Below are 25157 nucleotides of genomic sequence, written 5' to 3' on the forward strand. Positions count from 1 at the left end.
CCTATCAACCCTTGATGTTCTTCAGGTCAATACGCACCACGCTTTCGCGCTTGCTGGCTTTGTACTGAGGGGTGGAAGGTGCTTTAACAGTGACGTACAACTGACTATCCGGGCCCAGCTCCAGGCTGTTGGGGTTATCGGGCAAGTTGTATTGCGCCTTGATCGCATAGCTGGCTCCATCCAGTACAGACAACTTGCCTTGCTCGCGGTGAGTCAAATACAGCTCGTCACGATCGGCGTTGTACAACACGTCCAAGGCATCGCCCACCGGCAGTTCCTGCAGCAATTTACCGTCGCGGGCATCCAGCACATACACGGTCTTCTGGTCTTTGGTTTCAGTCACATACAGACGATTGCGGGCCGAGTCCAGCGCGAAATTCAAGAGCAAGGCGGGTTTGACGCCAGCCGGTTTCCAGCGCTGTTCGATCTTGTTGGTTTGGGTGTTCACCACCATCACTTCGCCATCGCCATTGGCGGCATACAAACGATGCGAGGGCGAATCCACCAGCAGGCCGGTCACCCATTTGCCTGCGTTTTCAATGGTATCGATCAGCTCCAGATTACGATCATCCAATACCCAGATCACGGCAGGCGCGCCTACGGCGCCCACATACACACGGCCTTGCTGGGGATCGTGACGAATCGTGCGCGGCCCCATTTTGGTGTCATCAAAGCTCTTGTTGCTGAAACGGACGCGCTCTATGCCCCCGTCCTCCTTCAACTCCACTTTGGAGGCGGCCGCGGCCAGACTATTGGTGACATACAGTGTGTCGCCCGACGCGTTCCTTGCCAGGCCGAAGTTGCTCTCGTCGGTATAAATCGTCCCCTTCACATCCAGGGTGATGGGGTCCAGCTTATAGATCACACCACCACGAACCGAGGGTGCCCGCTCTGCCGAGGCTACATACAAGGAATTGTCAAAGGGGCTGTAAACCGTTTGGTAAATCCCGTAGGCCAGATCCTTGCGCAAGGCTCCTTCTGACGTAATCGAGGTCGTTTGTGCCAGCTCCGGCGTCAGGGGCAGCGGGACCGCTTCGGACGTTTGAGCGTGGGCAAGCGATCCTGCGCTGAGCAAAGCGGCAGACAAGACAGACAAGGCAAGGCGACGTGTGAACATGACGATATCCTATTTTCGAAATGGAAGTAATTATCATTTGTATTATTACATCAAGTACTTCCATGCTCAAAATCGGGATATCCCTTCTTTTTAAGGGGAAATACGCGGGACTAAATCAGCCCGCTCCCTATCCCCCACTTGACTGCGCTCGCTACAATATCGACTCAGCCGCCTTCTGGGCGGCCTTGTTGTTGAATTCCCTGACCTGTACTGCGCTATGACTTCTGCTGCCGATCTGTCCGCCCACACGCCCATGATGCGTCAATACCTTCAGCTCAAAGCGGAGGCTGGCTCGCATCTGTTGTTCTATCGGATGGGGGACTTCTATGAGATGTTCTACGCCGATGCCGAACGTGGCGCACGCCTGCTGAACCTGACGTTGACCAAGCGTGGTTCCTCCAACGGCGAGCCTATCCCAATGGCGGGTGTGCCTTTTCATGCCATGGAAGGTTATCTGGCGCGTCTGGTGGCCTTGGGCGAGTCCGTCGCCATCTGTGAGCAAGTCGGTGACCCTGCTGCCGGCAAAGGCCCGGTCGAACGCAAGATCATGCGTGTGGTCACCCCCGGCACACTGACGGATGACGCCTTGTTGCCTCCCAAGGCAGACCGCCTGATCGCCGCCTGCACTCTGATCAAGGTGCAACGTCAGGAAATGGTGGGGCTGGCCTGGATGAACCTGGCCAGTGGCGAGTTTCTGGTCAGCCAGTGCGAGCCGGACATGCTGGATACGGAACTGAACCGTATCGGCCCTGTAGAACTGGTCTACCCCGAATCGCTGCGCCCTGCCCCGGAACTGCCACAAGCCAGTTGCCACACCTTGCCGGACTGGCACTTTGCGCAGGATGGCTCGCGCGAAACCCTGCTGGACCATTTTGATCTGGTTTCCTTGGCCAGCTTTGGCCTGGACGATCTGCCTGCGGCAACGGCGGCAGCCGGAGCCTTGCTGCGCTATGTAGGCAGCACGCAGTCCCAGTCCCTGGTTCACATTACCGCTATCCGCGTTCAGCACAGCTCGGACTTTCTGGTGCTGGATGCTGTCACACGCAAGAACCTGGAAATTACCGAAACCATTAGCGGTGAAACCAGCCCAACCCTGTTCTCCACGCTGGATCATTGCCAGACCCCCATGGGCAGTCGTTTGCTGCGCCGTTGGCTGCACCACCCCTTGCGTCTGAACCATGCCGTTCAGCAGCGCCAGGATGTGGTATCGCTGTTTTTCCAAACCCAGCAAAGCGCCAGCCTGAATGCAGGCGATCCTTTGGGTGTGCTACGCCATGCCCTGCGCCGCTTCCCGGACCTGGAGCGTATTGCCACGCGTATTTCCCTGCGCAGCGTACGTCCTCGGGAACTGGCCAGCTTGCGCGATGCGCTGGTAACACTACCTGAACTGCGTCAGGAGCTGGAACAAAACTTTGGCCAGTCCGAGCATTTGCATGGGCATTTGTTAAGCCTGGCTCTGGACCCGGAACTGGCCTGCTTGCTGCAGTCTGCCATCGCCTCCGAGCCTGCCTTGCTGATACGCGATGGCGGTGTCATTGCCGACGGCTACGACGCCGATCTGGACGAGCTGCGCAGCCTGGCCAGTGACAGCGGTGATGTGCTGGTCAAGATCGAAGCCCGCGAACGCGAGCGCACCGGCATTGCCACCCTGCGCGTCGAATACAACCGGGTGCACGGTTTCTTTATTGAAGTCAGCCGCGGTCAGGCCGACAAAGTTCCCGACGACTACCGCCGACGCCAGACACTGAAAAATGCCGAGCGCTTCATCACGCCTGAACTGAAAGAGTGGGAAGACAAAGTCCTGTCCGCCAAGGACCGCAGCCTGAGCCGCGAGAAGTTCCTGTTCGATGAACTGCTGGACAAGCTGCAAAGCTATGCAGGGCCCTTGGCCTTGTGCTCCAGTGCCCTGGCTGAACTGGATACCCTGTCCTCCCTGGCGCTGCATGCGCTGGACAATAACTGGGTCGCCCCCGAGCTGACCGAACAGGCCGGCATCTGGATTGAGGCAGGCCGTCACCCGGTGGTGGAACATAGCATCGAGCGCTTCACGCCCAACCACTGCGAAATGCACGCACAGCGTCGCATGTTGCTGATTACCGGCCCGAATATGGGCGGTAAGTCCACCTATATGCGTCAGGTTGCCCTGATTGCCTTGCTGGCCCGCATTGGCAGTTTTGTACCGGCAAGCACAGCCCGTATTGGCCAGATCGACCGCATCTTTACCCGTATCGGTGCGGCTGATGACCTGGCCGGTGGCCGCTCCACCTTCATGATGGAAATGACTGAAGCAGCAGCCATTCTGGCCGGCGCCACCCCTTACAGCCTGGTGCTGATGGACGAAATTGGCCGTGGCACCTCCACCTATGATGGTCTGGCCCTGGCCTGGTCCATCGCGCATCGCCTGCTCAGCCACAATCAGGCACTGACCCTGTTTGCCACGCACTATTTCGAGATCACACGCCTGCCCAACGAGCTGCCTGCCGCAGCCAACGTGCACTTGGCCGCCGCAGAATCGGCTTCAGGCATTGTGTTCCTGCACGAAGTTCAGGAAGGCCCGGCCAGCCGCAGTTACGGGATTCAGGTTGCACAGCGTGCCGGCATTCCCTCTGCGGTTATCCGCCAGGCCAGCCGCGAGCTAAGCCGCCTGGAAGCCCAGAATGATCCTAGCGCACAACTGGACTTGTTCAATGCAGGCAGCGCTCCGGAAACCACGGTCGCCGAGCCTGATCCGACCACAGAAAAAGCACTGGACTTGCTGGATCAGTTCAAGCAACTGGATGTAGATGACCTAAGCGCACGCGATGCTCTGGATCTGCTGTATCGCTGGAAAAAAGAGATGAAGGCGACGGGTTAAACAGTCCAGAAGGGAGCCCAAGAGGCTCCCTTTTTTATGCAGTTTTCCGAGGGCCGTTGGCGAGCAGATCGACAATCAATCATTTTTAGCCCCCCCCATCGTGAATCAATCACTCTATTTCGTGAGTATTTCTCTGGATTCTTTGCGCTGGATACGCCTGATACGCAGGCTAGCCATACACCGGGACAAGCCGGATCAGTTAAGCTACGGGCTAATTTAATTCTTGTTCGGGCAGTCCATGAATATCGACCAGCCATTGACCCTTTTGGGCGGCATCAGCGCGCATGAGTTCATGCAAACCTACTGGCAACGCAAACCTTTATTGATACGCGGCGCCATCCCTAATTTCAAGCACTCGCTGAGCATAGACAATATCCGCGAGCTGGTAACGCGTGAAGAGGTCGAGTCGCGCCTGATCATCCATGACGGCGAAGATTGGGAAATGGAAACTGGGCCTTTTGACGAGCTGCCGCCCGCCTCGCAGCCCAACTGGACCGCCCTGGCACAAAGCGTGGATCTGCACGACGACAACACCGCAGCCCTGATGCGTCAGTTCCGCTTCATTGGCGATGCCCGTCTGGACGACGCCATGATCAGCATTGCTTCTGACGGCGGTGGCGTAGGCCCGCACTTCGACAGCTACGACGTATTCCTGCTGCAAGCCCACGGCAAGCGTCACTGGCGCATCAGCCAGCAAAAAGACCTGAGCCTGGTGCCTGACCTGCCCTTGAAGATTTTGCGCGATTTCCAGGTAGAAGAAGAGTTCATCCTGGAACCCGGCGACATGCTATATCTGCCCCCGCACGTGGCACATGACGGAATTGCGATTGGCGACTGCATGACGATTTCCATCGGCTTTCGCTCGCCCACCCAGGCAACGCTGGCCCGTGGTTTGATGGATGCCGCATCGGATCAACTGGCTGCTGCCAGTGGTGAAGGTTTTGGCTTGTACGCCGACCCACCGATGTCCATGCCCGAGGCCATGCAGCAACGCTACACCGACCCGGACGCACAGGCCAGCACCACGCCTGCCGCCTTGCCGGAAAACCTGATTCAGAAGTCGCTGGATGCCTTGAACGCCATTCGTTTTGACGAAGCGCTGGCCTCACGTTTTCTGGGCGTCTGGCTGACCGAATTGCCCAGCAATAGCTGGTTCGACATTGCCGAAGACCCAGTTGATCTACACGACCCCGAGCTGCCTGAAGGCCGCTTGGCTTTGGACCGCTGCTCACGCATGATGTACCGCGGCGATGAGCTGTATATCAACGGTGAGGTCGCCCCCTGCCCTGCCAGCCCAACGCTGAAATTGTTGGCTGACCAGCGTGAACTCCTGATTCCCGGTGACAGTTTTGAAGCCCTGGATGAAGATGAACGCGAAATGCTGAATGCCTGGCTGGATGACGGCTGGTTGCAGTTCAAGGAAAACTGAGCACGAGCCATTAGCTCTGGCGAGCTCAGAAAAAAAACGGGGCAGCTTGCAGGCTGCCTCGCTTTTTTATTTCTAGCCCCCCAGGAATCGAAAGCCCGATGTATTTGCTGATTGCGGTTGCAGTTGCAGTTGCAGTTGCAGTTGCAGTTGCAGTTGCAGTTGCAGTTGCAGTTGCAGTTGCAGCAGTATTATTCACGCCGTACAGCAAGAAAAAGTACTATCATGCAAAACGCGATTCACAAGACGAGCAACTCGTCATAAAGCCACCATTATTGGCTTTGCAGCCCAGCTTCAATCCAGCTCGGGCCACACTCAAAATCACGTAGCCACCCCACGCAATCTAGTCAGGCACCTACCCAACTCAAAAGTGGTCTGCCCTACATCAAGAAAGCGTCCTATCTGGACAGTCCATTTAATCGCTATAAATAGTGCTCGTTTGTCATCTCTCCTTTTGGAAAGCGCAGAGCACTATGTCTACCTCTCGATCGTCCTCATCCTATTTAGTCAGCGACCTGATCCCGCCTATCGTGGCCGGTTTGATCTCGGTTATCGTCAACTACGGCGGCACCTTTATTCTGGTTTTCCAGGCCGCCAAAGTCGCCGGCCTCAGCCCCGAGCTGACAGCATCCTGGGTCTGGTCGATTTCCATTGGTGTGGGTGTTACGGGTCTGCTCTTGAGCTGGGTCTCGCGCGAACCCATCATCACCGCTTGGTCCACGCCCGCCGCTGCATTTCTGGTTACGGCTCTGGCTACCACGCCATATGAAGAAGCCGTCGGCGCCTACCTGATTTCGGCAGCGGCCTTTGTGGTCCTGGGCCTGTCCTCCTACTTCGAGCGCCTGATCCGCCTGATTCCCAACGGCATCGCCGCAGGTCTGCTGGCCGGGATTCTGCTGCAATTTGGCATTGGAGCCTTTGGCAGCATGACACTGGACCCGAAGCTGGCCGGCTTGCTGATTCTGGCCTACCTGATCATCAAACGCTTTTCCGCACGTTACGCTGTAGTGGGCATTCTGATCCTGGGCCTGAGCTTCCTGCTGCTGGAGCATCGCGTGGACCTGAGTGGCCTGAAACTGGAGCTGGCCGCGCCGGTGTTCACCATGCCGGTCTTCACCCTGAATGCCTTGCTAAGCGTGGCCTTGCCCTTGTTTTTGATCACGCTGACTGGCCAATACATGCCCGGTATGCTGGTCCTGCGTAACGACGGCTTCCGTACCAGCGCCAACCCGATTGTGTGGGTGACCGGCCTGGGTTCACTGGTCATGGCCCCATTCGGCTCCCACGCCATGAACGTGGCCGCCATCACCGCCGCCATCTGCACCGGGCCGGAGGCGCACCAGGATCCGTCCAAACGCTGGGTTGCCGGGATTGCCGCCGGTGTGTTCTACATTCTGGTGGGAGTCTTTGGGGTCACGCTGGCCGCTGTATTCATGGCCTTCCCCGCAACATTTATCACCACACTGGCGGGCTTGGCGCTGCTGGGCACCATTGGCGGCAGCCTGGCGGGGGCCATGGCAGACATCAAGTCGCGGGAAGCAGCCTTGATCACCTTCCTGGCTTCGGCAGCCAATATCACGCTGTTCGGGATTGGCGGGGCTTTCTGGGGACTGGTAATCGGTCTGCTGGTGTACTTCATTTTGAATGGGAAGTTGCCGCAGCGACAAAAAAAGGGAGTGCCTGCAGAAGGTTTATCTATAGGCACAAACGCTCGTTAAGTCTGAATATCTAAAAAAGCTGGGTAGCCTTACCCAGCTTTTAGCTTGTATCCAACTCAATCTAATCCAGGACCAAAGTGCGCTTTTCTATGACAGTTCGGACATAGAGCAATCGCGTTCTCCACGGTATCCTCCCCTCCATGTGCCAACTGAATCCTATGGTGCACCTCTAAGTAAGGCGTTCCATCTGATTTTCGCTTAAATGGGGCTGGCTCTTTACACGCTTCACAGCTCCCCGACGCCCGCTCTAGAACCTCTGCCACCACATCAGGATTACGCCTAAACTCTGCAGATAGTACCCATATTTTCGAAGGTTTCTTACTGGCATTTCTAAGTCGTGCTTTGCGTTGCTCAGGCGTAGAGCGACGCGCAACCTCCACCTGCTTAGCTAACTCCTCCTTTGCATACGTGGAGTTTTCTACAACCTCAGCCCTCTCGTCGTCTTTAGCCAGATCAAACCACTTAGACCCATCAGCTTCCCCAACCAAACCCACGTATTTAAAAACGCCTTGATAACTGAATATATCTTTTTCCCCACGTCTTACAAAGGTAAGAATCGGGATATTGGGATTACTAATGATCGATGCATTAGCTTTGAACTTCTCACTAAATTTCCCGTTGATACTTTTTAAGTAGTACTTAAGTCTCGAAGGTTCCTGTATCCATTGATTGGCATACTGCCCTCCAGACAAGGTCGCTTTGATAATCACTGCAGATGGAATCCCATCTGAGGTCAAAACGAACATTCCTCCTGCACGTGTGTCGTAGTTACGCGCAAAAATGAGGATCTGATGAGAGGTATATTGCGAGCCAACAATAAAATCTGAGGGCCGCACTCGATCATGAGCCCAAAAAGAAAAACGTTTCTCAAACTCGGGAACAATATCCTCAAAAGTCTTTAGGCCCTGTTCGTGCAAAGCCTGATAGACGGGATCATTCGAGCCAATTCGAAAACGGTTTAAATAGCTCAGAAGATCTCCGACCCTCTCAAACCGCTCCACCCAAATATCCACGCTACGCACTTTATTCTTTATTTTTGTATCCAATAAAGGATGCTCTCGTGCGGGGGTCAGGACATGATTTCGAATATAAAGGCGAGCTTCCTGAATAGGCGTCATTAGATCTCCGTTCGAACAGCTTCAAACACATATTGTTTTAAGTGGGATTACAACATAAGAGCACCGGGTATCTCCGACTCTCGTCTGCCGTCTCGAACCACAACAACTGCTGCAATCAAGCACACCTAAAAGGCAACGACAGACTCAAGGCTCTTTTTCAGCCCATACTTTATTGTAAAAAATAGACACAATCCATAGACCAACCCCTCTCTTCTTCGCCTATTTTCTCTCTACCCCATAAAAAACACCCAGAAAGAATTAATAGACACAATCTCCTGACTGCCTCTTTTCGGCTCAAGTGCTAGCCTGCGCTGGCTTTGATCTTCAGGAAACGGTGTCATGTTTGACGATTTCAATCTTGCGTCTCCCTATGCGGCTTATGCCCGCCTTCGGCAGGGGTCGCCTTTGGTGTGGGATGCGGATTTCTGCGGAGGGGCTTGGCTGGTTCATAGACATAGCGATGTACAAGCCGCCCTGCGTAATCCTGATTTAAGTGTGCGGCGTGTAGGCGGGTGGGTGGCTCAGGCGGGCGCTGCTCCCTCCCCACGTCTGCAAGCCTTCAAGGGCTTGATGGCCCGGACGCTGGTTTTTCTGGATCGCCCCCGTCACACACGAGTCAGGCGGGTGGTCAATGCGGCGTTTAGTGCGAAGGCTTTGGAAGCCCTGCACGGCACGATTGAAAAGCGCGTTACGCAAATCCATCTTGGTTTGGAAGACAAGCTGCGGCATGGTCCTGCAGATCTGGTTGATGAGGTCTGTCGCCCGCTCCCCGCCTTGGTCATGATGGATGTACTCGGTTTGCAGCAGCTACCCTTATCTGTTTTTCAGGCCTGGTCAGAGCAACTGGCACGTTTCATTGGCCAAGCCACGCCGGCTCTGCCTTTATTGATGGATACGCAGGACGCCTTGCTGGATATGGCTGGCTTTCTGGGGAACAGCACCAATCTGCAAGAAGGTGGGCTGGCCTGGCGGCTTTTGCATGACGAGCAACTCTCTCTTCAAGGCAGGCGCGAGCGTTTGGCGCAGTCCTGTATGTTGCTCTTTGCGGGCTATGAAACCTCCCGGCACCTGCTCAGCTCCCTGTTTCAGACTCTGCTTGGCGACTCCGTAAAGCTGCAGCACTTGCTATCGAATCCGCAGAAGATTCCTGCTGCGATCAAAGAGGTGCTGCGCCACGACAGCCCGATTCAATACACAGCCAGACGTTTGATGCAGGACCAGCACTGGCACGGTCAGCATTTGCGTAAAGGGCAGTTGCTGCTCTTGCTATTGGGCGCTGCCAACCGGGATCCAGAGGTTTTTGCCAATCCCGATGAACTGGACTTCAGCCGTGACAATCAGGCTGAGCTGTCCATGGGCCACGGGATTCACCATTGTCTGGGTGCCGGTTTGGTTCAGTTGGAGGCAAAACTGGTGCTTGAGCAGTTCCTGCCTTTGCTACCTCGCCTGCAATTGGCTCAAGGTGAGCGTATTCAGCTCCCCGCCTATCGGGGCTGGAACCGCTTGCCGGTTCAATACCGGGCTACGCAGTCATGAGTGCTTTTCTCGCTCATCTGGATCAGCAACTGGGGGCTTTGAAGGCCCGGAAGCTGTGGAGGAAAAGAGCAATCAGCCGCCCCTTGCCGGACGCGCATATCGAACGCAATGGTCAGGTCTTGCTGAACTTCGCCGGCAATGACTATCTGGGCCTTAGTCAGCATCCACAACTCAAACTACTGGCAGCACAAGATGTAGCCGGAGCCACGGCCTCCCCGCTGATTTGCGGGCATCATGCGCTGGCTCATCAACTGGAGCAGGAGCTGGCTGACTGGAGTGGCTTTGAGGCCAGCCGTCTTTTTGTCAGTGGTTACCAAGCCAGCTTGGGTGTCATTCCCGCGCTGGTCGGCACTGGCGACACGATCTTCTGTGACAGGCTGAACCACGCCAGCCTGATTGATGCCAGCCGTCTATCCGGCGCCCGTTTACGTGTGTATCCCCATAGAGACATGGCGCGCCTGGATGATTTGCTCGGCAGGCCAACGACGGGATTCAAGCTGGTAATCTCGGACAGCCTGTTCAGTATGGACGGGACAGTTGCCCCGGTCGATGAGCTGATCACCTTATGCGAACGCCACGATGCCTTGTTGTATCTGGACGATGCACATGGCCTGGGGGTTTTGGGCGAAAACGGGCGAGGAGCGCCAGAGCATTTCCTGCTCAATACCACGCAACGTCAGCGCCTGGTTTATCTGGGGACTTTTGGCAAGGCAGCCGGGCAAGGCGGGGCTTTTATTGCCTGCTCCCACAGTCTGGCAGACTGGTTCACTCAATCCGCCCGCAGCTATGTGTACAGCACTGGGCTGGCTCCAGCGCATTGCGCTTCCTTGCTGGCCTGTCTGCAGCTGATCAAACAAGCCCAACCTCAGCGAGCCTTGCTGAAAAAACACATCCAAGCGCTGCAAACCTTCAGCCAGGATCTGCCCTGGCGTCTGGCGCCGTCCGACACGCCGGTGCAAAGCCTGCTGATGGGCGAGGTGGACCCTGCCTTGCAACTGTCCGACATTCTCCTGCAAAAAGGGATTTGGGCGCCGGCCATACGCCCGCCTACTGTTCCCCGCCACCAAGCCCGATTACGCATTTCCCTGTCTGCCGCCCATCGGCATCAGGATATTGAAAAACTGGTCCAGGCACTACATGAAGCCGCCCACTCTTTACGGTGATTTGCCATGAACTCAAACTCCTTTCCCCCTTTGGCCCAACGCAGCTTGCAAGCGGTCTGGCATCCCTGCACTCAAATGCAGCATCACGATCAAGGCGTGCCGCTGTTAGCGATCAAACGCGCCCAGGGCGCCTGGCTGTATGATGCCGACGGCAACGCCTATCTGGATGCCATCAGCTCCTGGTGGGTGAATCTGTTTGGACATAGCCATCCGCATCTGGTGCAGGCAATTAGCGATCAGGTTCAGCAACTGGATCACATCATGCTCTGCGGCCTGACCCATGAGCCAGTTGTGCAGCTTTCCGAACGATTGGTCGTCTTGAGCAGCCATCGTTTAGGCCATGCTTTTTATGCCAGCGACGGCGCTTCTGCCGTGGAAATTGCGCTGAAACTGAGCGTGCACTACTGGCGCAACCAGGGCCAGGAGCACAAGCATCGTTTTGTAGGCATTGCACAGGGATACCACGGCGAAACGCTGGGTGCTCTGGCCGTAACCGATGTGCCCTTGTTCCGGGAAAGCTACGGCTCGCAACTGGGCCAGCAATACACCGCAGCCAGTCCCGATCTGCGCCAGGCCCATAGCCCAGACGAATACAGCCAGGTCACCACAAACGCACTGCAATCGCTGGAACAGATTCTGGAGAGCCATCAGGACATTGCCGCCGTGATTCTGGAGCCGCTGGTGCAATGTGCGGCAGGCATGCACATGCACTCCCCCGATTATCTGCGCGGTGCGCGCGAGCTGTGCGACCGCCATCAGGTGCATTTGATTCTGGACGAGATTGCCGTGGGTTGCGGGCGTACCGGCACCTTCTTCGCCTGCGAGCAGGCGGGTATCTGGCCTGATCTGCTGTGCCTGTCCAAGGGAATTACCGGCGGCACGCTGCCCTTGTCCGTGGTGCTCTCCGGCCCCACGATTTATCAAGGGTTTTATGATCAGGACTTGCGCCGGGGTTTTCTGCATTCCCATTCTTATACCGGCAATCCCCTGGCCTGCCGCGCAGCGCTGGCTACTCTGGACTTGTTCCAGCAATACCCCGTCTATGAGCTGCAAAAAACGCTGGGACAAGCGCTAGACGAGGGTTTGCACAAACTGAGGCAACACTATCCCAAGATGCAGCATCTGCGCCGCTGCGGGGTGATCTGGGCCTTCGAGCTGGATACAGGCCCGGCTCGCTACGACCACCAGGGCTTTGCTCGACGCTTTTACCGCTCTGCCCTGCAACAGGGGCTGATGCTGCGCCCTATCGGCAATACGGTGTACCTGATGCCCGGCTATCTATGGGGTACGAAAGAGGTGGAGCATTTCCTGCATGGCCTGGGTCGTCTGCTGAAGGAATACGCATGAGGGCCTGCTTTGTGACGGGCACTGATACGGAAATTGGCAAAACGCTGGTCAGCTCAGCCTTGCTTCATTTGCTAAGCCAAAGCGGCGCTCGCACGCTGGGGATCAAGCCTATTGCGTCGGGAGCCGAAGAAATAGAGGGCCGTCTGCATAACGAAGATGTGGACGCGCTGGCCCGGCACTCCAGACTGAAACTTGATCCGGAAACACTGACACCGTACTTGTTTAAGCCCGCTGCGGCACCCCACATTCTGGCTGAGCAAGCAGGAATCGAATTAGACCCGGCCCTGATCCAAAAGTCAGTTCAAGCAGCGGCAGAACAAGCCGACTATGCAATCGTTGAAGGAGTGGGAGGCTTCATGCTGCCTCTGGGTCAAGGACGGACAGGCGCAGATTTGGCGCAGGCTTTGCAGTTGCCCGTGGTACTGGTTATCGGCTTACGTCTGGGTGCATTGAATCATACTTTGCTGACGGTTCAAGCCATACGCGCCAGCGGCTTGCCCTTACTGGGCTGGGTCGCCAACCACATAGCGCCGGAGATGAGTTATGCCCAGGAAAATCTGCAAACGCTGCATGACTATCTGCCGGGCCCTTGCCTGGGTGTCATTCCAAGACTGGAAGCCACAACACTGGATGAGCGTATCCAGCAAGCTGCGCAATATCTACGCACGCCTTGGGAAGATAGAGAATAGGCCTTTGGACAGGACTTATAGAAAGTAGCTACCTACGCTACCCAAAAATGCCACTCCCAACAGCAGACACACTGCGCCACCCAAGGCAAAGCGCAAGGCCGGGTTGGTGGACCAGGCGTCCAAACAGCTATTTAGCAAACGTTGACGCCATGTCCCCGACCCTGCCGCGCCTGCAGCTTGCCGGGAGTTTGCACGCAAACGACTCAGATGCTCCTCGCTGATTCCATCCATGGCTTCCCACTCCAGCTTCCAGCGCAAGAAGGCGGCCTGATGCTCGGGATCAATGGACAACCAGGCCCGGAAAGCAGACTGGCTGCGGGCATCGTTCTGATGTGTGGGGTCGTGCTGTTTGAGCAGCCAGCTCAAGGCCTGCTCATCAATGTGCTGCATGTGCTCGTCCTTAGACATACGAACCAGCCGGACGCGGCACTGCCCCGTCCGCCCGATTGACCGGTGCTGGATTATGACGGCACGCCAGCATGGCCATGCGGATATAGTGCTCAACCACTCGGGGGCTGGTGCCCATGTGTGTCGCAATTTCTTTGTAGTTCAGGCCCTCGAAGCGATGCAGCACAAAGGCTTCACGACGACGACGAGGCAAGGCCTCGATCATGGCCAGCACATGGGCACCCGGTTCTGAAGGAGCGTGAGCAGAGGCTTGTGTGCCACGCAGCATACGCAGGCAAAAACTTAAACCGTTACGGCAAAACGATTTCAGCATGGGCCACTCCCTAAAACATATCAAATGATAATGGTTCCTATTATCTTTACTGTTTTAGAGAAAGTCCAGCCCTGCTCAAGAAAGATTAACTCTCCTCACAAAATAAAAGGTGCTCTCTCTCAAGCCCCTGCCAGAAAAAGGCCTTGCGCCACTTTCAGGGACAACAGCAATACGGACACTACCAACAAAGCCCGGCGTAGCCTGAAAAAAGTACTGCGTCCTTTCAGGAAAAAGCCGTCAAGTGCCTCTTCTTCTGTAAAGGGAAAACAAGCGCTAATCACCTTGCCCTCATAGTATTCCTTGCCCCTGTTAGCTCTTCTTCGATAAGAGAAAAAGCGCAAGGTCACGCAGTACGGGGCAAAGACATAAAAAAAGCCCTGGCATGAAACCAGGGCTTTTTCCAGACGGCCCGCAGGCCGACTCAAAACAATCAGTTGCCGGGGCGCAGATTGGTGGACAGCACATTGATGATGCGCTTGGCTGTCGCCGTGGTCTGTTCCTGACCCTGCTGATCCAGCACCGTGACGCGCGTGCCAGCACCTTGGGCGCTCAGCTTGATGCGGAATGGTGTGGCTTCGGCGGTGTTGCGGCTGCCGAAGATGCGGCCAATGATGTTTTGCTGCTCGATCTTCTCGCCAGTATCCGAATCCAGATAGCGGATGAAGAACTCACCAGCAGAACGGTCACGATCTTCAACCGAGAAACCGGCGGAGTCGATGGCTACGCCAACACGACGCCATGCACGGTCAAAGGACTCGTTCAGCATCAACTCGGCCTGATCGCCCTTGTCCGAAGCCTGGACTTGAACGCCAGCAGGATCTTTGGTGGCATTGGCCACTTGTTCACGTGCGGTTTCAATATCCGAACCCAGGAAGACCATCATGCGAGCCAGCATGGCTGCGTTCAGACCTGGATCCTCTTTGGCGAACACCCATTTAAAGGCGGCTCCGTCTGCCGTCGGTGTTTCTTCCATGTGCTGGTGGGACACATAGATTTCGGTTTTGTTGCCGACGCGCTCAAAGCGGGTACGGAAGCGGTCACGTTCGCCGCTGTCAAAGACCTGGTCAATGATGGAGCCCAGGGCGCTGCGTATCCAGCTTTCCGGAATCTTGGCACGGTTTTCAGCCCAGTCGGTCTGGATCAAACCAGCGCGTGGATCCTGCGACTGGATGGTAAACCCGTGATCACCCCAGAATTCAATAATGCGGGGGAACAGGTCTTCCACGGGGCGGTCTACGACCAACCAGCGCAAATCGCCGTCACGCATCACTTTGATGGCATCGGACTGAGGCAAGATATCGTCCGCCCCGCCTTTGACCTGCTGCGCATTTTGACCTTGCGAGTAGACCGAGTAGGACGTGGCACCTTCTGGCGCACGGTAATGCGCGTCGCGGTTGGCCTGGGTCAGATCCGGCGGAATGCTCAAGGGATCGCCTGCAACCGTACTCTTGTAATTCACCGACTCGCCCTGGCCCATAATCTGGTCCATTGTCGAGCAGCCCGACAGCACCAACAGGCTCAAAGACAGCCCGATCAGGCTTTTATTAACTGGCTTTGCAATCATGGAAGAAGATCCGCAAGTTTCAAAGATTGACGCAGCAACTCGTGATGCTGTGCATTTAACGGCGTCAATGGTAAACGATATCCCAGCTGAGTAAGGCCCATTTCTGCAACTGCCCATTTCACGGGGATGGGGTTAGCCTCAACAAACAGGTTCTTGTTCAGACCTGCCAGATAGGCATTCAAACGACGTACGGTAGGTACGTCCATATCCAGAGCGGCCTGACACAACTGGCTCATCAGGCGTGGGGCCACGTTGGCCGTCACGGAGATATTGCCTTTGGCGCCCAGCAAGATATACGAAGCAGCGGTAGGATCATCACCACTGACCACAATGAAGTCTTCCGGCGCATCACGCAGCAGCAGGCCACCACGAGCCAGGTCGCCCGTTGCATCCTTGATACCGATGATGTTGGGGATTTGAGCCAGACGCAGCACGGTGTCGTTCTGCAGATCGGCTACCGTGCGACCAGGCACGTTGTACAGGAACTGAGGCAGATCCACCGCTTCCGCAATGGCGCGGAAATGCTGATACATACCTTCCTGGGTAGGACGGTTGTAGTAAGGCACCACCGACAAACCGGCGTCTGCACCCACTTCCTGGGCGTGACGCGACAGTTCGATGGCCTCGCGAGTGGAGTTGCCACCCACACCAGCAATCACGGGTACACGGCCAGCCGCGTGTTCAACGGCTACCTTGATCAGTTCAGCGTGTTCATCCACCGACACCGTGGGCGATTCGCCCGAGGTTCCAACGACCACCAGCACACGCGTTCCTTCCTGAATGTGCCAGTCGATCAGCTTTCGGTAAGCGGCAAAATCCAGACCCCCATTGGGATCCATGGGTGTAACAAGGGCAACCATGCTGCCCTGAAAATTGGAAATAGCAGAGTCCGAACTTGCCATGATGAGATGAATCTCCGGGTTTAAGGCCCTATAGCCGAAAAAAAATATGACTCACAAGTTTAACGGATAAGCCGTTAAATCATAAGAACCATTTCAATATGCCTTCGCCCAGCGCAATCAGAGGACTCATCAGGGTCCACAGCACGCCGGTGAACATCAGCAGGATCAGAATGACCATGCCATAAGGCTCGATACGAGAATAATGATAGGCCAAACGATTAGGCAATAGACTAAATACAATGCGTCCGCCGTCCAAAGGCGGCAAAGGCAGCAGATTCAGCGCCATCAGAACCAGGTTGACCTGTACGCCTGCCACTGCCATGCCCATCCAGAAGCGGCTGTCGCCCTGCCCGATCTTGACCATCAAATGGGCATACAGAACCCACAAAATAGCCATCACCATATTGGAGGCCGGTCCTGCCAAGGCCACCCAGAGCATGTCGCGCTTGGGGTTGCGCAAGCGCCCCCAATCCACAGGGACGGGCTTGGCCCAGCCAAACAGGATGCCACCCATGCCCATCATGGCGCTGGACAGCAACAGAACCGCCGGCACCACAATCGTGCCAATAGGGTCGATATGACGCAGTGGATTCAGGCTGATGCGACCGGCCAGCATGGCCGTCGGGTCGCCAAACATGCGGGCGACGTAGCCGTGGGCGGCTTCATGCAGCGTAATACCGAAAATGACTGGCAAAGCATAGACCGTCAAGGTCTGTATAAAAGAGTCCATGGTGATCCTTGGTCCAGGCCGGGGACTTGTCCCCCTACTCTGTCAGGACGATAAGCCGCCTGCAATCAGCCTGTCTGATTGGGACAGCGAGTGCTGCCCCAAGGTTCAGAATTGAAACACGGATAGGCACCTGGACGCGAGTTTTGTGCAAGTCCGGGGGATCAGGACAGGCCCAGCGTGGCAGGATCACCCGAGCCACGACGTTGCACTTCCGGCGTGGGGCCGGTCAGATCAATCACGGTAGTGGCCTGCAAGGGGCAAGGCCCACCATCGACAACCGCCGCCAACTGGTGGGCATAACGGTCCAGAATTTCCTGGGCGTCGTTCAAAGGTTCGTCTTCGCCGTCAGGAATCAGAGTGGTGGAAATCAAGGGGCTGCCGACTTGTTCCATCAGGGCCAGGGCCACTTTCTGGTCGGGCACCCGAATACCAATGGTTTTGCGCGAAGGGTGCGACACGCGGCGCGGCACTTCCTTGGTGGCTTCCAGAATAAAGGTCCAGGGGCCGGGGGTGGCCATTTTCAACAAGCGATACTGCGGATTGTCCACTTTGGCAAAGTGGCTGATCTCGGCCAGATCACGACACAGCAAGGTCAGATGATGACGATCATCCAAGCCACGCAAACGACGCAGATTGTCAGCGGCGGACTTGTCGTCCAGACGAGCGACAACGGCATAACTGGAATCGGTAGGAATGGCGAGCAGCCCTCCTTTAGCCAATAGTTCGGCTGCTTGAGCCAATGCGCGGGGTTGGGGGTTTTCGGGATGAACGACGAATAATTGAGACATTTCGCGCTTCCTTGCTATTACGAGGGGAAATCATTAAACCTGAGTCACGCCGTGACCGGCAAGACCGGAGCAAGACTCAGGGTCGAAGTATTCTTGCACGAGTGTTGCACTATTTGAAAAAAGCATGCTAGAATACATTTTTTACTTCGCAGCCCACCTTGATGTAGGCCAGAAGCAAAAAAAGCAGTACACAGTGGTGACCGTAGCTCAGTTGGTAGAGTCCCGGATTGTGATTCCGGTTGTCGTGGGTTCGAGCCCCATCGGTCACCCCAGAAATTTACCGCTTCCAAGGTTTTGCAGATCTCCTTAAATGGTGACAAGACCAGGAACTGGACAAGAACATACTTGAAAGCCCGCCACGTAGCGGGCTTTTTTGCGTTTGTTCATCGTAGCAAGTTTGGCGCCTTCGCACACCCCCGCACAAGTTCGGACAGGACAATAAACTGTGTTCGATTGTGAAACCCAGGCCAATGCCCACCTCAGCCTTCGCCCCAGCCCGCAAAATTGCCGGGCCTGCCGCTCACAAGCCTCTCCCCCATCGTCCACCCTACTTTTCAGCCCGCGCGTTCTGTAATAGAAACTGGCACAAAACCACGCTTTCTTATACTCTAATCTGTCCCATTTTCTGGAAGTTTGCTGATGACACTCGGTTTCCCCTGCTGGGATCAGGCACCCGCCAATTGGGACTGGCTTGCACAAGACGAAGACGGCCAATGGTTTTGGTACGGCGTCCAGCCCTCCCCCGGCATCGGTGGTGGCGTATGGCGCTCCCCTTCCCGCCTGCAGCAATTTGCCGCCCGCGGTGAGCCGAATCCATCCTGGATGCACAGCCTCTACCAACGTCCGGACCTGCCCGACAAGCAACGTAACACCTGAACCCATGCAAGAGCATCTGATACACCTGCGCTCCCTGCTGCACGATTACTGGCCGCATCTAGCCCTGGCACTCAGCGTGATACTGGGCGCTTCGGCGGCGATTCATGCCGCCATGACCAAAAATGATGTCCGTGCAGCCATCAGCTGGGTGGGCGTCATCATCATGTCGCCCCTGCTAGGACCGTTTCTGTATTTGATTGCGGGGATCAATCGCGTACGCAGGCAAAGCCTTCTGGAACAAAGTGCGGACGTGTTCTATGAACAGGTCACGTATCTGCATCCCCCCGTCTCGGACATTGGCGCCCTGGTAGGCGCTCCCTTTCGCTCTTTGCAAATTCTGGGTGACCGCGTCAGCCGCAGCCAGCTGCGCAATGGCAATAATGTGCGCGTTCTGGTCGGCGGCGATCAAACCTACCCAGCCATGCTGGAAGCCATTGATCAGGCCCACAGCACCATTGCCCTGCAAAGCTATATTTTCGACAGCGACCGCCTGGGACGTGAGTTTGTCAGCGCCCTGTCTCGTGCCCATCAGCGTGGCGTGCAGATTCGTGTCCTGGTCGATGCCATCGGGGCGAAATACTCGCGTACGCCTATTGTGCGATTGCTGCGCCGGGAAGGCATACGCTGCGCTTTGTTCATGACCAATCCGCTGGGTTTTTTGCGCATGCCCTACGCCAATCTTCGCAGCCATCGCAAGCTGCTGATTGTAGACGGCACGATCGGCTTTACCGGCGGCATGAATCTGCGTGAGTCCTTTATGGCGGAGTACAGCGATGGCAAGCCGTCCCAGGACACGCACTTTCGCCTGGAAGGCCCGGCTGTCATGCAATTGCTGGCCTCTTTCCGCCATGACTGGCAATTCACCACCCGCGAGGACTTGTCCCCGATCTATTGGCATGCCAGCCCCTCGCCAGCACCCAGACCCCACGTTCCTGCCCGATGCATCGCCTCCGGCCCGGATCGTTTCATGGCCAGCACGCATCACATGCTGCAAGGTGCGTTTGCCATTGCCCAGCGCCATATCCGTATTCAATCGCCCTACTTTCTACCTGACCAGATCTTGCTGGGAGCCTTGAATACCGCCGCCCGTCGCGGCATTCAGGTCGATATCGTGATTCCTGGACAAAACAATCTGCGCCTGGTCAATTACGCCATGACAGCCCAGCTGGATCAGGTGCTGCGCGCGGGTTGCCGTGTCTGGCGCGCTCGCGGCCCCTTTAACCACTCCAAGCTCATGACGATCGACGGCGTCTGGTCTTATATTGGCTCGTCCAATCTGGACCCGCGCAGCTTGCGTCTGAACTTCGAGCTGGATGTAGAAATCTACAGTCGCGACACGGCCCGCCAAATTCAGAACCTGATTGATCTGGAAATTGAAGAGGCCGAAGCCGTCAGCCTGGAATCCTTAAGTTCCATTGGCTTTGGCAAGCGCTTGCGCAACCGCCTGATCTGGCTGGCCAGCCCCTACCTGTAGTGTGTGCGCCCATAAAACTGCTGCAAGCTTCAAGAAAGCCCTTGGCTTGCACAATCTTTCAATCCGCTTGCGCACCCACCCTTTATAATCAAGCGCTTAAACGGTCTACACAGACAGGCGTGCCGTTCCCATACAGCCTTGAGCGCCTTTAAAAAAACAATGTCCGAGCTTCCTTATTCCGACCTGGCCCAATGGGCCGCCCACCATCTGGAAAACCGCCCTCCCCGTGCCAAGTCCCTGGTCATGACCTTGTTTGGCGACGTGATTCGCCCGCATGGCGGTAAACTCTGGCTGGGTAGTTTGATTCAGTTGCTGGCTCCCTTCGGGATCAGCGACCGGCTGGTGCGCACCAGCGTCTACAGGCTGGCCGAGGAGGGCTGGCTAAGCGCGCAACGCGAGGGGCGACGCAGCCAGTACACCCTGCGCCCCGAAGCCAGCCAGCGCTTCGAGCACGCGTATCAACGCATCTACACACCTACCTATCTGGCCTGGGATGGTCAATGGACGCTGATCTTCAGCATGCCCAGCCTGATGATGAACTCCAAGCAACGGGCCGACCTGCGCAAGGAACTGCTGTGGGAAGGTTTTTGTGCCTTGTCACCCACCGCTTTTCTGCACCCCAATCCGGATCACACGATTCTGGACTACATCCTGCAGGCCACACAGGCGCAGTCGCAGGTGTATGTCGGCAAGCTGGAGCCGTCTCAGCTGCCTCAGACCCGCCCCCTGTCTCAACTGATTCAGGACAGCTGGGATCTGGCCCAGGTGGCCAGCGGCTATGGGCAGTTCATCCAGCGCTTTGCTCCTGCCCTGGCCATGCTGGACGCAGGCCACGACTACAACGACGAGCTGGCCTTTGTGATTCGCACGCTGCTGATTCACGAGTTCCGCCGGATTCAGCTCCATGACCCGCAACTGCCCATTGAACTGCTGCCCGCAGGCTGGGCAGGAAAACAGGCCTATGAGCTGTGCCGGGATGTGTACCGTCAGGTCTGCGGCAAGGCCGAGCGCTATATCCTGTCCACCCTGCGTGCCGAAGATGAACAGGCGCCGGAAGCCGCCGCTTACTTCTACGAGCGTTTTGACGGTCTGCCCGTTCCCTCCGAGAGCCAAGCCTGATGCCTGAACTTGCAGCCTGACGAAGGGACAAATAAAAACCCCGGTGTGATTCGAATCACACCGGGGTTTTTTGTGCGCTGTCAGGGTCAGGCACGGGCGCTCAGACCCGGCCTGTCAGGGCAGATTAGTGCGCAGAGGCAGCTTCTGCACCCACACCCGTTTCAGAACGTACCGACTGAGCCTCGAAACCAGCACGGTCGATCTCGGCACGTGGGCTTTTATCGGTGATCGAGAAGAACCAGATCGCCACGAAAGCCAAAGGCATGGAGAACAGTGCAGCCGACGCATAAGGGAACGGAGCCGAACCAGCAGGATTACCCAGCGTCGCTTCCCACACCGATGGGGAGAGCAAGGTCAGCAGCAAAGCAACGATCAGGCCCAGGAAACCGCCAATCGTTGCACCACGCGTCGTGCAACCTTTCCACAGAATGGACAGGAACAGGACCGGGAAGTTGGCCGAAGCGGCAATCGCAAAAGCCAGGGACACCATGAAAGCGATGTTCTGCTTCTCGAAAATAATGCCCAGCAGCACCGCAACCACACCCAGAATCAAGGTGGTGGTGCGCGATACACGCATCACTTCCTCGTTTGTGGCCTCGCCTTTCTTGATCAGCGTGGAGTACAGGTCATGAGACACGGCCGATGTGCCGGAGAGTGTCAAACCGGCCACCACAGCCAGAATCGTGGCGAAAGCAACTGCCGACATGAAGCCCAGGAACACGTCGCCACCCACAGCATCAGCCAGGTGCACCGCAGCCATATTGGAACCGCCAATCAAGTCGCCGCCAATTTCCAGGAAGCGGGGATTGGTGGACACCAGCACGATAGCGCCAAAACCAATGATGAAGGTCAGGATGTAGAAGTAGCCAATCCAGGTGGTTGCCCAGAACACGGATTTACGTGCTTCTTTTGCATCAGGCACCGTGAAGAAGCGCATCAGGATGTGTGGCAGACCAGCCGTACCGAACATCAGAGCCATACCGAAGGAAATCGCGCTGATCGGGTCCTTGATGAAGTTGCCGGGACCCATGATGGCTTGACCAATCGTGGAGGCCTGAACCGCATCCTTACCGGCAGCAATAGCGGCATCGGTCTTGACCTGCACGGCAGCGGCAAACAGTTTTTCAGGGGAAAAACCGTACTGTGCCAATACCATGATGGCCATGAAGGAAGCACCGAACAGCAGCAAACCAGCCTTGATGATCTGCACCCAGGTCGTGGCTGTCATACCGCCAAACAGCACGTAGACCATCATCAACACGCCCACCAGCACCACGGCAACCCAGTACTCCAGACCAAACAGCAGCTTGATCAACTGGCCGGCACCGACCATCTGTGCGATCAGGTAGAACAGAACCACAACCAGCGTACCCGAAGCCGCAAAGGCGCGAATCGGACCTTGGCGGAAGCGGTAAGCCGCCACGTCGGCAAAGGTGAACTTGCCCAGGTTACGCAGCTTTTCTGCCAGCAGGAACGTAATGATGGGCCAGCCGACCAAAAAGCCGATGGAATAGATCAGGCCATCGTAGCCGTTGATCATCACCGCAGCCGAAATACCCAAAAAGGAAGCCGCAGACATATAGTCACCGGCAATGGCCAGGCCGTTTTGAAAGCCCGTAATACCGCCACCTGCCGTGTAGAAGTCAGAGACCGACTTGGTGCGGGCAGCCGCCCATTTGGTAATCCACAAGGTCGCCAGCACAAAGACCGCGAACATGCCAATCGCAGTCCAGTTGGTCGGCTGCTTTTGCAGCTCGCCCAGGTCGCCGCCAGCCGCCAGCAAGGCGGGGCTGGCCAGCATCAGGCCCAGAGCCAGGCCGGAACGAAGATAGGAATGCTTCATTTACGCACCTCCTCAAGGACTTCCTTGGCCATCTGGTCAAACTTGGTATTGGCGCGCCAGACATAAATGCCTGTAATCACGACGGCCAACACAATGACTCCAAAACCAATAGGAATACCCAAGGTCATGACGCCATCACCCAAGCGCTCTGCAAACAATTCCTTGTCGAAAGCAATAATGCCGATGTAACTGTAGTAAGCCACCAGCATGACGATGGTGAGCATCCAGCCCAGCCGCAACCGGGTCTTGACCAGATTCTGATAGCGAGGATTGGCCGTAATCCGACCTACAAGAGGGTCTTGCATAGTTTGTCTCCGCATTGTTCTGAACGCCTTGTTTTGCTGGCGTATCTTATTGAACCGGCCCAGCCCAAAAAAGGCTGAAAACGGCGCTATGAAGACGCCTGCCGACGTCTATGCGGTGAACATTAGAGCCCGACACTTACACCATACTTACTAAATGCATCGGCTCAGGGTAATGCCTAGGAGTAGGAAAACGTGCAGGAAATGGGAGCAAGATTGGCGCGGGTGGAGGGGTTCGAACCCCCGGCCCCAGGCTTAGAAGGCCTGTGCTCTATCCAACTGAGCTACACCCGCCAGGTGATGGTGGCATCGTCAAAACTGCCAAGCAATGCAAGGTCCGAGATAACGGCCCGTACGGAATAAGGACCGATTTCAAGGCCCATTTTTTGAAAAAAAACAGACCTGAAAAGGACAATCGAATATTCTAGCCTGAAAATCTGTTTTAGATAAGCAGCACTCTGGTCAGAGTGTCAATACTGTAAGAAAAATAATTATAGGTAGTATTTTTAGTCGCAAATGGTACAGTCGTGTACGGATTAACACGCTTTCCTGGACTTTTCTCCATGCCGACCAAAAAGAAACTAAGTAAGCACTCTTTAATACTATCGGCCCCCCTTCTTATCTTGAGCGCAATCCTGAATACCGCACAGGCAGGTATCAGCTACCAGTTGCGCCAAGTACAGGCCAGTTCTGGTGAAACCGTCGATATTGACGCCATCGTCTACAACGACACAGGCAGCTTGATGAGCTGGACCGCCCCGCAAAACCTGGTTTTGCAGTGGCGCGACAATAACGGCAACGTCATCCGCAGCCTGGCCGAACTGGTCAACCCGCGGCCCCGAGCATCCATCCCTACCAACAACTTCACCGCCTACAGCTGGCGAGCCGTGGTCCCCAATGGCTTGACCGGCTTGCAAGCCGTCAATATTGAAGGCGAGCGTGTGATGTTGGCACTGGACACCAATCCGGAAGCCCAAAGCCCGATTACTTCGCAAGCAGCAAACGCCGCCGTGGTGAACGCAGGTGCTGGCCATGACCCACGTGTCATTGACCCCGCCCTGCCCTATGCCCAGGCCGTCGCAGCCGGAGCACAACGCGAAGGGCCAGCCATCAATAATGGACAAGGCCTGAAACCCGCGAACTCCAGCTTCGAGAACTTCAGCAATGCGATTTCGGCTCACGACCCAACCTACTTTATTGTCGGCAATAAAGGCGGCACAAATGCCCGCTTCCAGCTGAGCTTCAAGTACCGTCTGCATTCGCCGGATGATCCTAGCAATCCGAGATTCTACGATCACTTCTACATTGGCTATACGCAAACAGCCCTGTGGGATCTGCATGCCGACTCCAAGCCTTTTGTAGACACCACCTACCGCCCCAGCTTCTTCTGGCGTAAGGACTCCATTTGGGAGTCCGAGCAGAAACGGTTGTTCATGGGCCTGGCCACCGGCTACGAACACGCCTCCAACGGCAAGGCCGGAGACGACTCCCGCTCCATGAACGAGGTTTTCATCCAGCCCGAGTTCAATTACCGCTTTGATCACGGCGCCACACTGACGTTTGCCCCACGCATCAAGCACTATGTATTCATGGGCGAGAACGCAGACTGGGCACACTACCGTGGCCGTTACGACTGGAAGGTCCGTTACGCGCAGGACAACGGACTAGTACTGTCTGGCATGTACAACAAGGGCGCGGGCAGCCGCAATACGCATGAGTTCACGATTGCCTGGCCGCTGAACCGCACGCCTTTGAACATGAATGGCTATCTCTACGGCCAGTACTTCTCGGGCTATGCGGAAACCATGCTGGGATATCGCGATCGCTCTTCTCAGTTCCGTATCGGTCTGGCGCTGGTGCCTTAAGCACT

At 56.2% G+C, this 25157-nt stretch carries 22 protein-coding genes and 2 tRNA genes; 13 read left to right on the plus strand and 11 right to left on the minus strand.

Annotated features, from left to right (window positions below):
• Positions 1-4 precede the first annotated feature (4 nt).
• The gene (locus Q9R35_RS15645; protein ID WP_311220103.1) at positions 5-1117 is read right to left on the minus strand and encodes a YncE family protein; all 1113 of its coding nucleotides are present in this window, start codon (positions 1115-1117) and stop codon (positions 5-7) included.
• Positions 1118-1334: 217 nt separating this feature from the next.
• Between Q9R35_RS15645 and mutS the strand changes: the two genes are divergently transcribed.
• The 4 genes from mutS (at position 1335) to Q9R35_RS15665 (ending at position 7115) form a co-directional block, all read left to right on the plus strand.
• On the plus strand, positions 1335-3971 hold the full coding sequence (gene mutS / locus Q9R35_RS15650; protein WP_311220104.1) for a DNA mismatch repair protein MutS: 2637 nt from the start codon (positions 1335-1337) through the stop codon (positions 3969-3971).
• A 238-nt stretch (positions 3972-4209) separates the two neighbouring features.
• Positions 4210-5400 (plus strand): JmjC domain-containing protein, encoded by a 1191-nt coding sequence (locus tag Q9R35_RS15655; RefSeq protein WP_042483884.1) that lies wholly within the window; start codon positions 4210-4212, stop codon positions 5398-5400.
• A gap of 98 nt (positions 5401-5498) precedes the next feature.
• Positions 5499-5726 (plus strand): hypothetical protein, encoded by a 228-nt coding sequence (locus tag Q9R35_RS15660; RefSeq protein WP_311220105.1) that lies wholly within the window; start codon positions 5499-5501, stop codon positions 5724-5726.
• Positions 5727-5870: 144 nt separating this feature from the next.
• Complete coding sequence (locus tag Q9R35_RS15665) at positions 5871-7115, plus strand: benzoate/H(+) symporter BenE family transporter (RefSeq protein WP_311220106.1); 1245 nt, start codon at positions 5871-5873, stop codon at positions 7113-7115.
• A 56-nt stretch (positions 7116-7171) separates the two neighbouring features.
• Here Q9R35_RS15665 and Q9R35_RS15670 read toward each other — a convergent pair whose 3' ends face one another.
• Positions 7172-8233 carry an HNH endonuclease signature motif containing protein gene (locus Q9R35_RS15670; RefSeq protein WP_063692356.1) on the minus strand — a complete coding sequence of 354 codons (1062 nt, stop codon included), beginning with the start codon at positions 8231-8233 and terminating at the stop codon, positions 7172-7174.
• A 339-nt stretch (positions 8234-8572) separates the two neighbouring features.
• Between Q9R35_RS15670 and Q9R35_RS15675 the strand changes: the two genes are divergently transcribed.
• Genes Q9R35_RS15675 through bioD form a run of 4 tightly spaced genes read left to right on the plus strand, consistent with a single transcriptional unit; the run spans position 8573 to position 12968 of the window.
• A complete protein-coding gene (locus tag Q9R35_RS15675) occupies positions 8573-9769 on the plus strand; it encodes a cytochrome P450 (protein ID WP_311220107.1) in 1197 nt (398 codons plus the stop codon).
• Positions 9766-10932, plus strand: a complete 1167-nt coding sequence (locus Q9R35_RS15680; RefSeq protein ID WP_197313740.1) for an 8-amino-7-oxononanoate synthase — start codon at positions 9766-9768, stop codon at positions 10930-10932. The genes Q9R35_RS15675 and Q9R35_RS15680 overlap by 4 nt, the downstream gene beginning before the upstream one ends.
• A 6-nt stretch (positions 10933-10938) precedes the next feature.
• Complete coding sequence (bioA, locus tag Q9R35_RS15685) at positions 10939-12279, plus strand: adenosylmethionine--8-amino-7-oxononanoate transaminase (RefSeq protein ID WP_199265493.1); 1341 nt, start codon at positions 10939-10941, stop codon at positions 12277-12279.
• Entirely contained in the window at positions 12276-12968 is a 693-nt protein-coding gene (bioD, locus tag Q9R35_RS15690) for a dethiobiotin synthase (protein ID WP_311220108.1), read from the plus strand. The genes bioA and bioD overlap by 4 nt, the downstream gene beginning before the upstream one ends.
• A 15-nt stretch (positions 12969-12983) precedes the next feature.
• Here bioD and Q9R35_RS15695 read toward each other — a convergent pair whose 3' ends face one another.
• The 6 genes from Q9R35_RS15695 to Q9R35_RS15720 form a co-directional block, all read right to left on the minus strand.
• Positions 12984-13358 (minus strand): DUF4880 domain-containing protein, encoded by a 375-nt coding sequence (locus tag Q9R35_RS15695; RefSeq protein ID WP_063692367.1) that lies wholly within the window; start codon positions 13356-13358, stop codon positions 12984-12986.
• A gap of 10 nt (positions 13359-13368) precedes the next feature.
• Positions 13369-13689, minus strand: a complete 321-nt coding sequence (locus Q9R35_RS15700; protein ID WP_063692369.1) for a sigma factor-like helix-turn-helix DNA-binding protein — start codon at positions 13687-13689, stop codon at positions 13369-13371.
• Between the two features lie 430 nt (positions 13690-14119).
• On the minus strand, positions 14120-15253 hold the full coding sequence (gene bamC / locus Q9R35_RS15705) for an outer membrane protein assembly factor BamC (RefSeq protein ID WP_063692371.1): 1134 nt from the start codon (positions 15251-15253) through the stop codon (positions 14120-14122).
• Complete coding sequence (gene dapA / locus Q9R35_RS15710; RefSeq protein WP_009457899.1) at positions 15250-16155, minus strand: 4-hydroxy-tetrahydrodipicolinate synthase; 906 nt, start codon at positions 16153-16155, stop codon at positions 15250-15252. The genes bamC and dapA overlap by 4 nt, the downstream gene beginning before the upstream one ends.
• 79 nt (positions 16156-16234) lie before the next feature.
• Positions 16235-16885 carry a site-2 protease family protein gene (locus tag Q9R35_RS15715; protein WP_042483858.1) on the minus strand — a complete coding sequence of 217 codons (651 nt, stop codon included), beginning with the start codon at positions 16883-16885 and terminating at the stop codon, positions 16235-16237.
• Positions 16886-17046: 161 nt separating this feature from the next.
• A complete protein-coding gene (locus Q9R35_RS15720) occupies positions 17047-17673 on the minus strand; it encodes an L-threonylcarbamoyladenylate synthase (protein ID WP_042483855.1) in 627 nt (208 codons plus the stop codon).
• Positions 17674-17869: 196 nt separating this feature from the next.
• Between Q9R35_RS15720 and Q9R35_RS15725 the strand changes: the two genes are divergently transcribed.
• The 4 genes from Q9R35_RS15725 to paaX all read left to right on the plus strand — a co-directional run bounded on the left by Q9R35_RS15725 (position 17870) and on the right by paaX (position 21142).
• A tRNA-His gene (locus tag Q9R35_RS15725) sits at positions 17870-17945 on the plus strand.
• A gap of 367 nt (positions 17946-18312) precedes the next feature.
• Positions 18313-18549 carry a hypothetical protein gene (locus Q9R35_RS15730; protein ID WP_042483850.1) on the plus strand — a complete coding sequence of 79 codons (237 nt, stop codon included), beginning with the start codon at positions 18313-18315 and terminating at the stop codon, positions 18547-18549.
• Positions 18550-18553: 4 nt separating this feature from the next.
• The gene (locus tag Q9R35_RS15735; RefSeq protein WP_063692373.1) at positions 18554-20023 is read left to right on the plus strand and encodes a phospholipase D-like domain-containing protein; all 1470 of its coding nucleotides are present in this window, start codon (positions 18554-18556) and stop codon (positions 20021-20023) included.
• A gap of 159 nt (positions 20024-20182) precedes the next feature.
• Positions 20183-21142, plus strand: a complete 960-nt coding sequence (paaX, locus tag Q9R35_RS15740; RefSeq protein WP_042483845.1) for a phenylacetic acid degradation operon negative regulatory protein PaaX — start codon at positions 20183-20185, stop codon at positions 21140-21142.
• 124 nt (positions 21143-21266) lie between these two features.
• Here paaX and Q9R35_RS15745 read toward each other — a convergent pair whose 3' ends face one another.
• From Q9R35_RS15745 to Q9R35_RS15755, 3 genes are all read right to left on the minus strand, one after another.
• Positions 21267-22985, minus strand: coding sequence for a cation acetate symporter (locus Q9R35_RS15745; RefSeq protein WP_045931018.1), 1719 nt, complete (start codon positions 22983-22985; stop codon positions 21267-21269).
• Positions 22982-23290, minus strand: coding sequence for a DUF485 domain-containing protein (locus Q9R35_RS15750; RefSeq protein WP_042483839.1), 309 nt, complete (start codon positions 23288-23290; stop codon positions 22982-22984). Before Q9R35_RS15750 ends, Q9R35_RS15745 begins: the two co-directional genes overlap by 4 nt.
• A gap of 214 nt (positions 23291-23504) precedes the next feature.
• Positions 23505-23581, minus strand: a tRNA-Arg gene (locus Q9R35_RS15755).
• A gap of 269 nt (positions 23582-23850) precedes the next feature.
• Here Q9R35_RS15755 and Q9R35_RS15760 point away from each other — a divergent pair.
• A complete protein-coding gene (locus Q9R35_RS15760; RefSeq protein ID WP_042483837.1) occupies positions 23851-25152 on the plus strand; it encodes a phospholipase A in 1302 nt (433 codons plus the stop codon).
• Positions 25153-25157: the final 5 nt, after the last annotated feature.

This window comes from Alcaligenes sp. AB3 (genome assembly GCF_031844565.1).
In the GTDB taxonomy this organism is placed as follows: Bacteria; Pseudomonadota; Gammaproteobacteria; order Burkholderiales; family Burkholderiaceae_B; genus Alcaligenes; species Alcaligenes faecalis.

Bases quoted from the DNA above. Each gene is read 5' to 3' on its own strand.
- dapA (WP_009457899.1), bottom strand. From the start codon at position 16,155: ATGGCAAGTTCGGACTCTGCTATTTCCAATTTTCAGGGCAGCATGGTT.
- Q9R35_RS15720 (WP_042483855.1), bottom strand. From the start codon at position 17,673: ATGTCTCAATTATTCGTCGTTCATCCCGAAAACCCCCAACCCCGCGCA.
- Q9R35_RS15665 (WP_311220106.1), top strand. From the start codon at position 5,871: ATGTCTACCTCTCGATCGTCCTCATCCTATTTAGTCAGCGACCTGATC.
- Q9R35_RS15715 (WP_042483858.1), bottom strand. From the start codon at position 16,885: ATGGACTCTTTTATACAGACCTTGACGGTCTATGCTTTGCCAGTCATT.
- bamC (WP_063692371.1), bottom strand. From the start codon at position 15,253: ATGATTGCAAAGCCAGTTAATAAAAGCCTGATCGGGCTGTCTTTGAGC.
- Q9R35_RS15660 (WP_311220105.1), top strand. From the start codon at position 5,499: ATGTATTTGCTGATTGCGGTTGCAGTTGCAGTTGCAGTTGCAGTTGCA.
- Q9R35_RS15655 (WP_042483884.1), top strand. From the start codon at position 4,210: ATGAATATCGACCAGCCATTGACCCTTTTGGGCGGCATCAGCGCGCAT.
- Q9R35_RS15730 (WP_042483850.1), top strand. From the start codon at position 18,313: ATGACACTCGGTTTCCCCTGCTGGGATCAGGCACCCGCCAATTGGGAC.
- Q9R35_RS15760 (WP_042483837.1), top strand. From the start codon at position 23,851: ATGCCGACCAAAAAGAAACTAAGTAAGCACTCTTTAATACTATCGGCC.
- bioA (WP_199265493.1), top strand. From the start codon at position 10,939: ATGAACTCAAACTCCTTTCCCCCTTTGGCCCAACGCAGCTTGCAAGCG.
- bioD (WP_311220108.1), top strand. From the start codon at position 12,276: ATGAGGGCCTGCTTTGTGACGGGCACTGATACGGAAATTGGCAAAACG.
- Q9R35_RS15735 (WP_063692373.1), top strand. From the start codon at position 18,554: ATGCAAGAGCATCTGATACACCTGCGCTCCCTGCTGCACGATTACTGG.
- Q9R35_RS15645 (WP_311220103.1), bottom strand. From the start codon at position 1,117: ATGTTCACACGTCGCCTTGCCTTGTCTGTCTTGTCTGCCGCTTTGCTC.
- Q9R35_RS15670 (WP_063692356.1), bottom strand. From the start codon at position 8,233: ATGACGCCTATTCAGGAAGCTCGCCTTTATATTCGAAATCATGTCCTG.
- Q9R35_RS15745 (WP_045931018.1), bottom strand. From the start codon at position 22,985: ATGAAGCATTCCTATCTTCGTTCCGGCCTGGCTCTGGGCCTGATGCTG.
- Q9R35_RS15680 (WP_197313740.1), top strand. From the start codon at position 9,766: ATGAGTGCTTTTCTCGCTCATCTGGATCAGCAACTGGGGGCTTTGAAG.
- Q9R35_RS15695 (WP_063692367.1), bottom strand. From the start codon at position 13,358: ATGCAGCACATTGATGAGCAGGCCTTGAGCTGGCTGCTCAAACAGCAC.
- paaX (WP_042483845.1), top strand. From the start codon at position 20,183: ATGTCCGAGCTTCCTTATTCCGACCTGGCCCAATGGGCCGCCCACCAT.
- mutS (WP_311220104.1), top strand. From the start codon at position 1,335: ATGACTTCTGCTGCCGATCTGTCCGCCCACACGCCCATGATGCGTCAA.
- Q9R35_RS15750 (WP_042483839.1), bottom strand. From the start codon at position 23,290: ATGCAAGACCCTCTTGTAGGTCGGATTACGGCCAATCCTCGCTATCAG.
- Q9R35_RS15675 (WP_311220107.1), top strand. From the start codon at position 8,573: ATGTTTGACGATTTCAATCTTGCGTCTCCCTATGCGGCTTATGCCCGC.
- Q9R35_RS15700 (WP_063692369.1), bottom strand. From the start codon at position 13,689: ATGCTGAAATCGTTTTGCCGTAACGGTTTAAGTTTTTGCCTGCGTATG.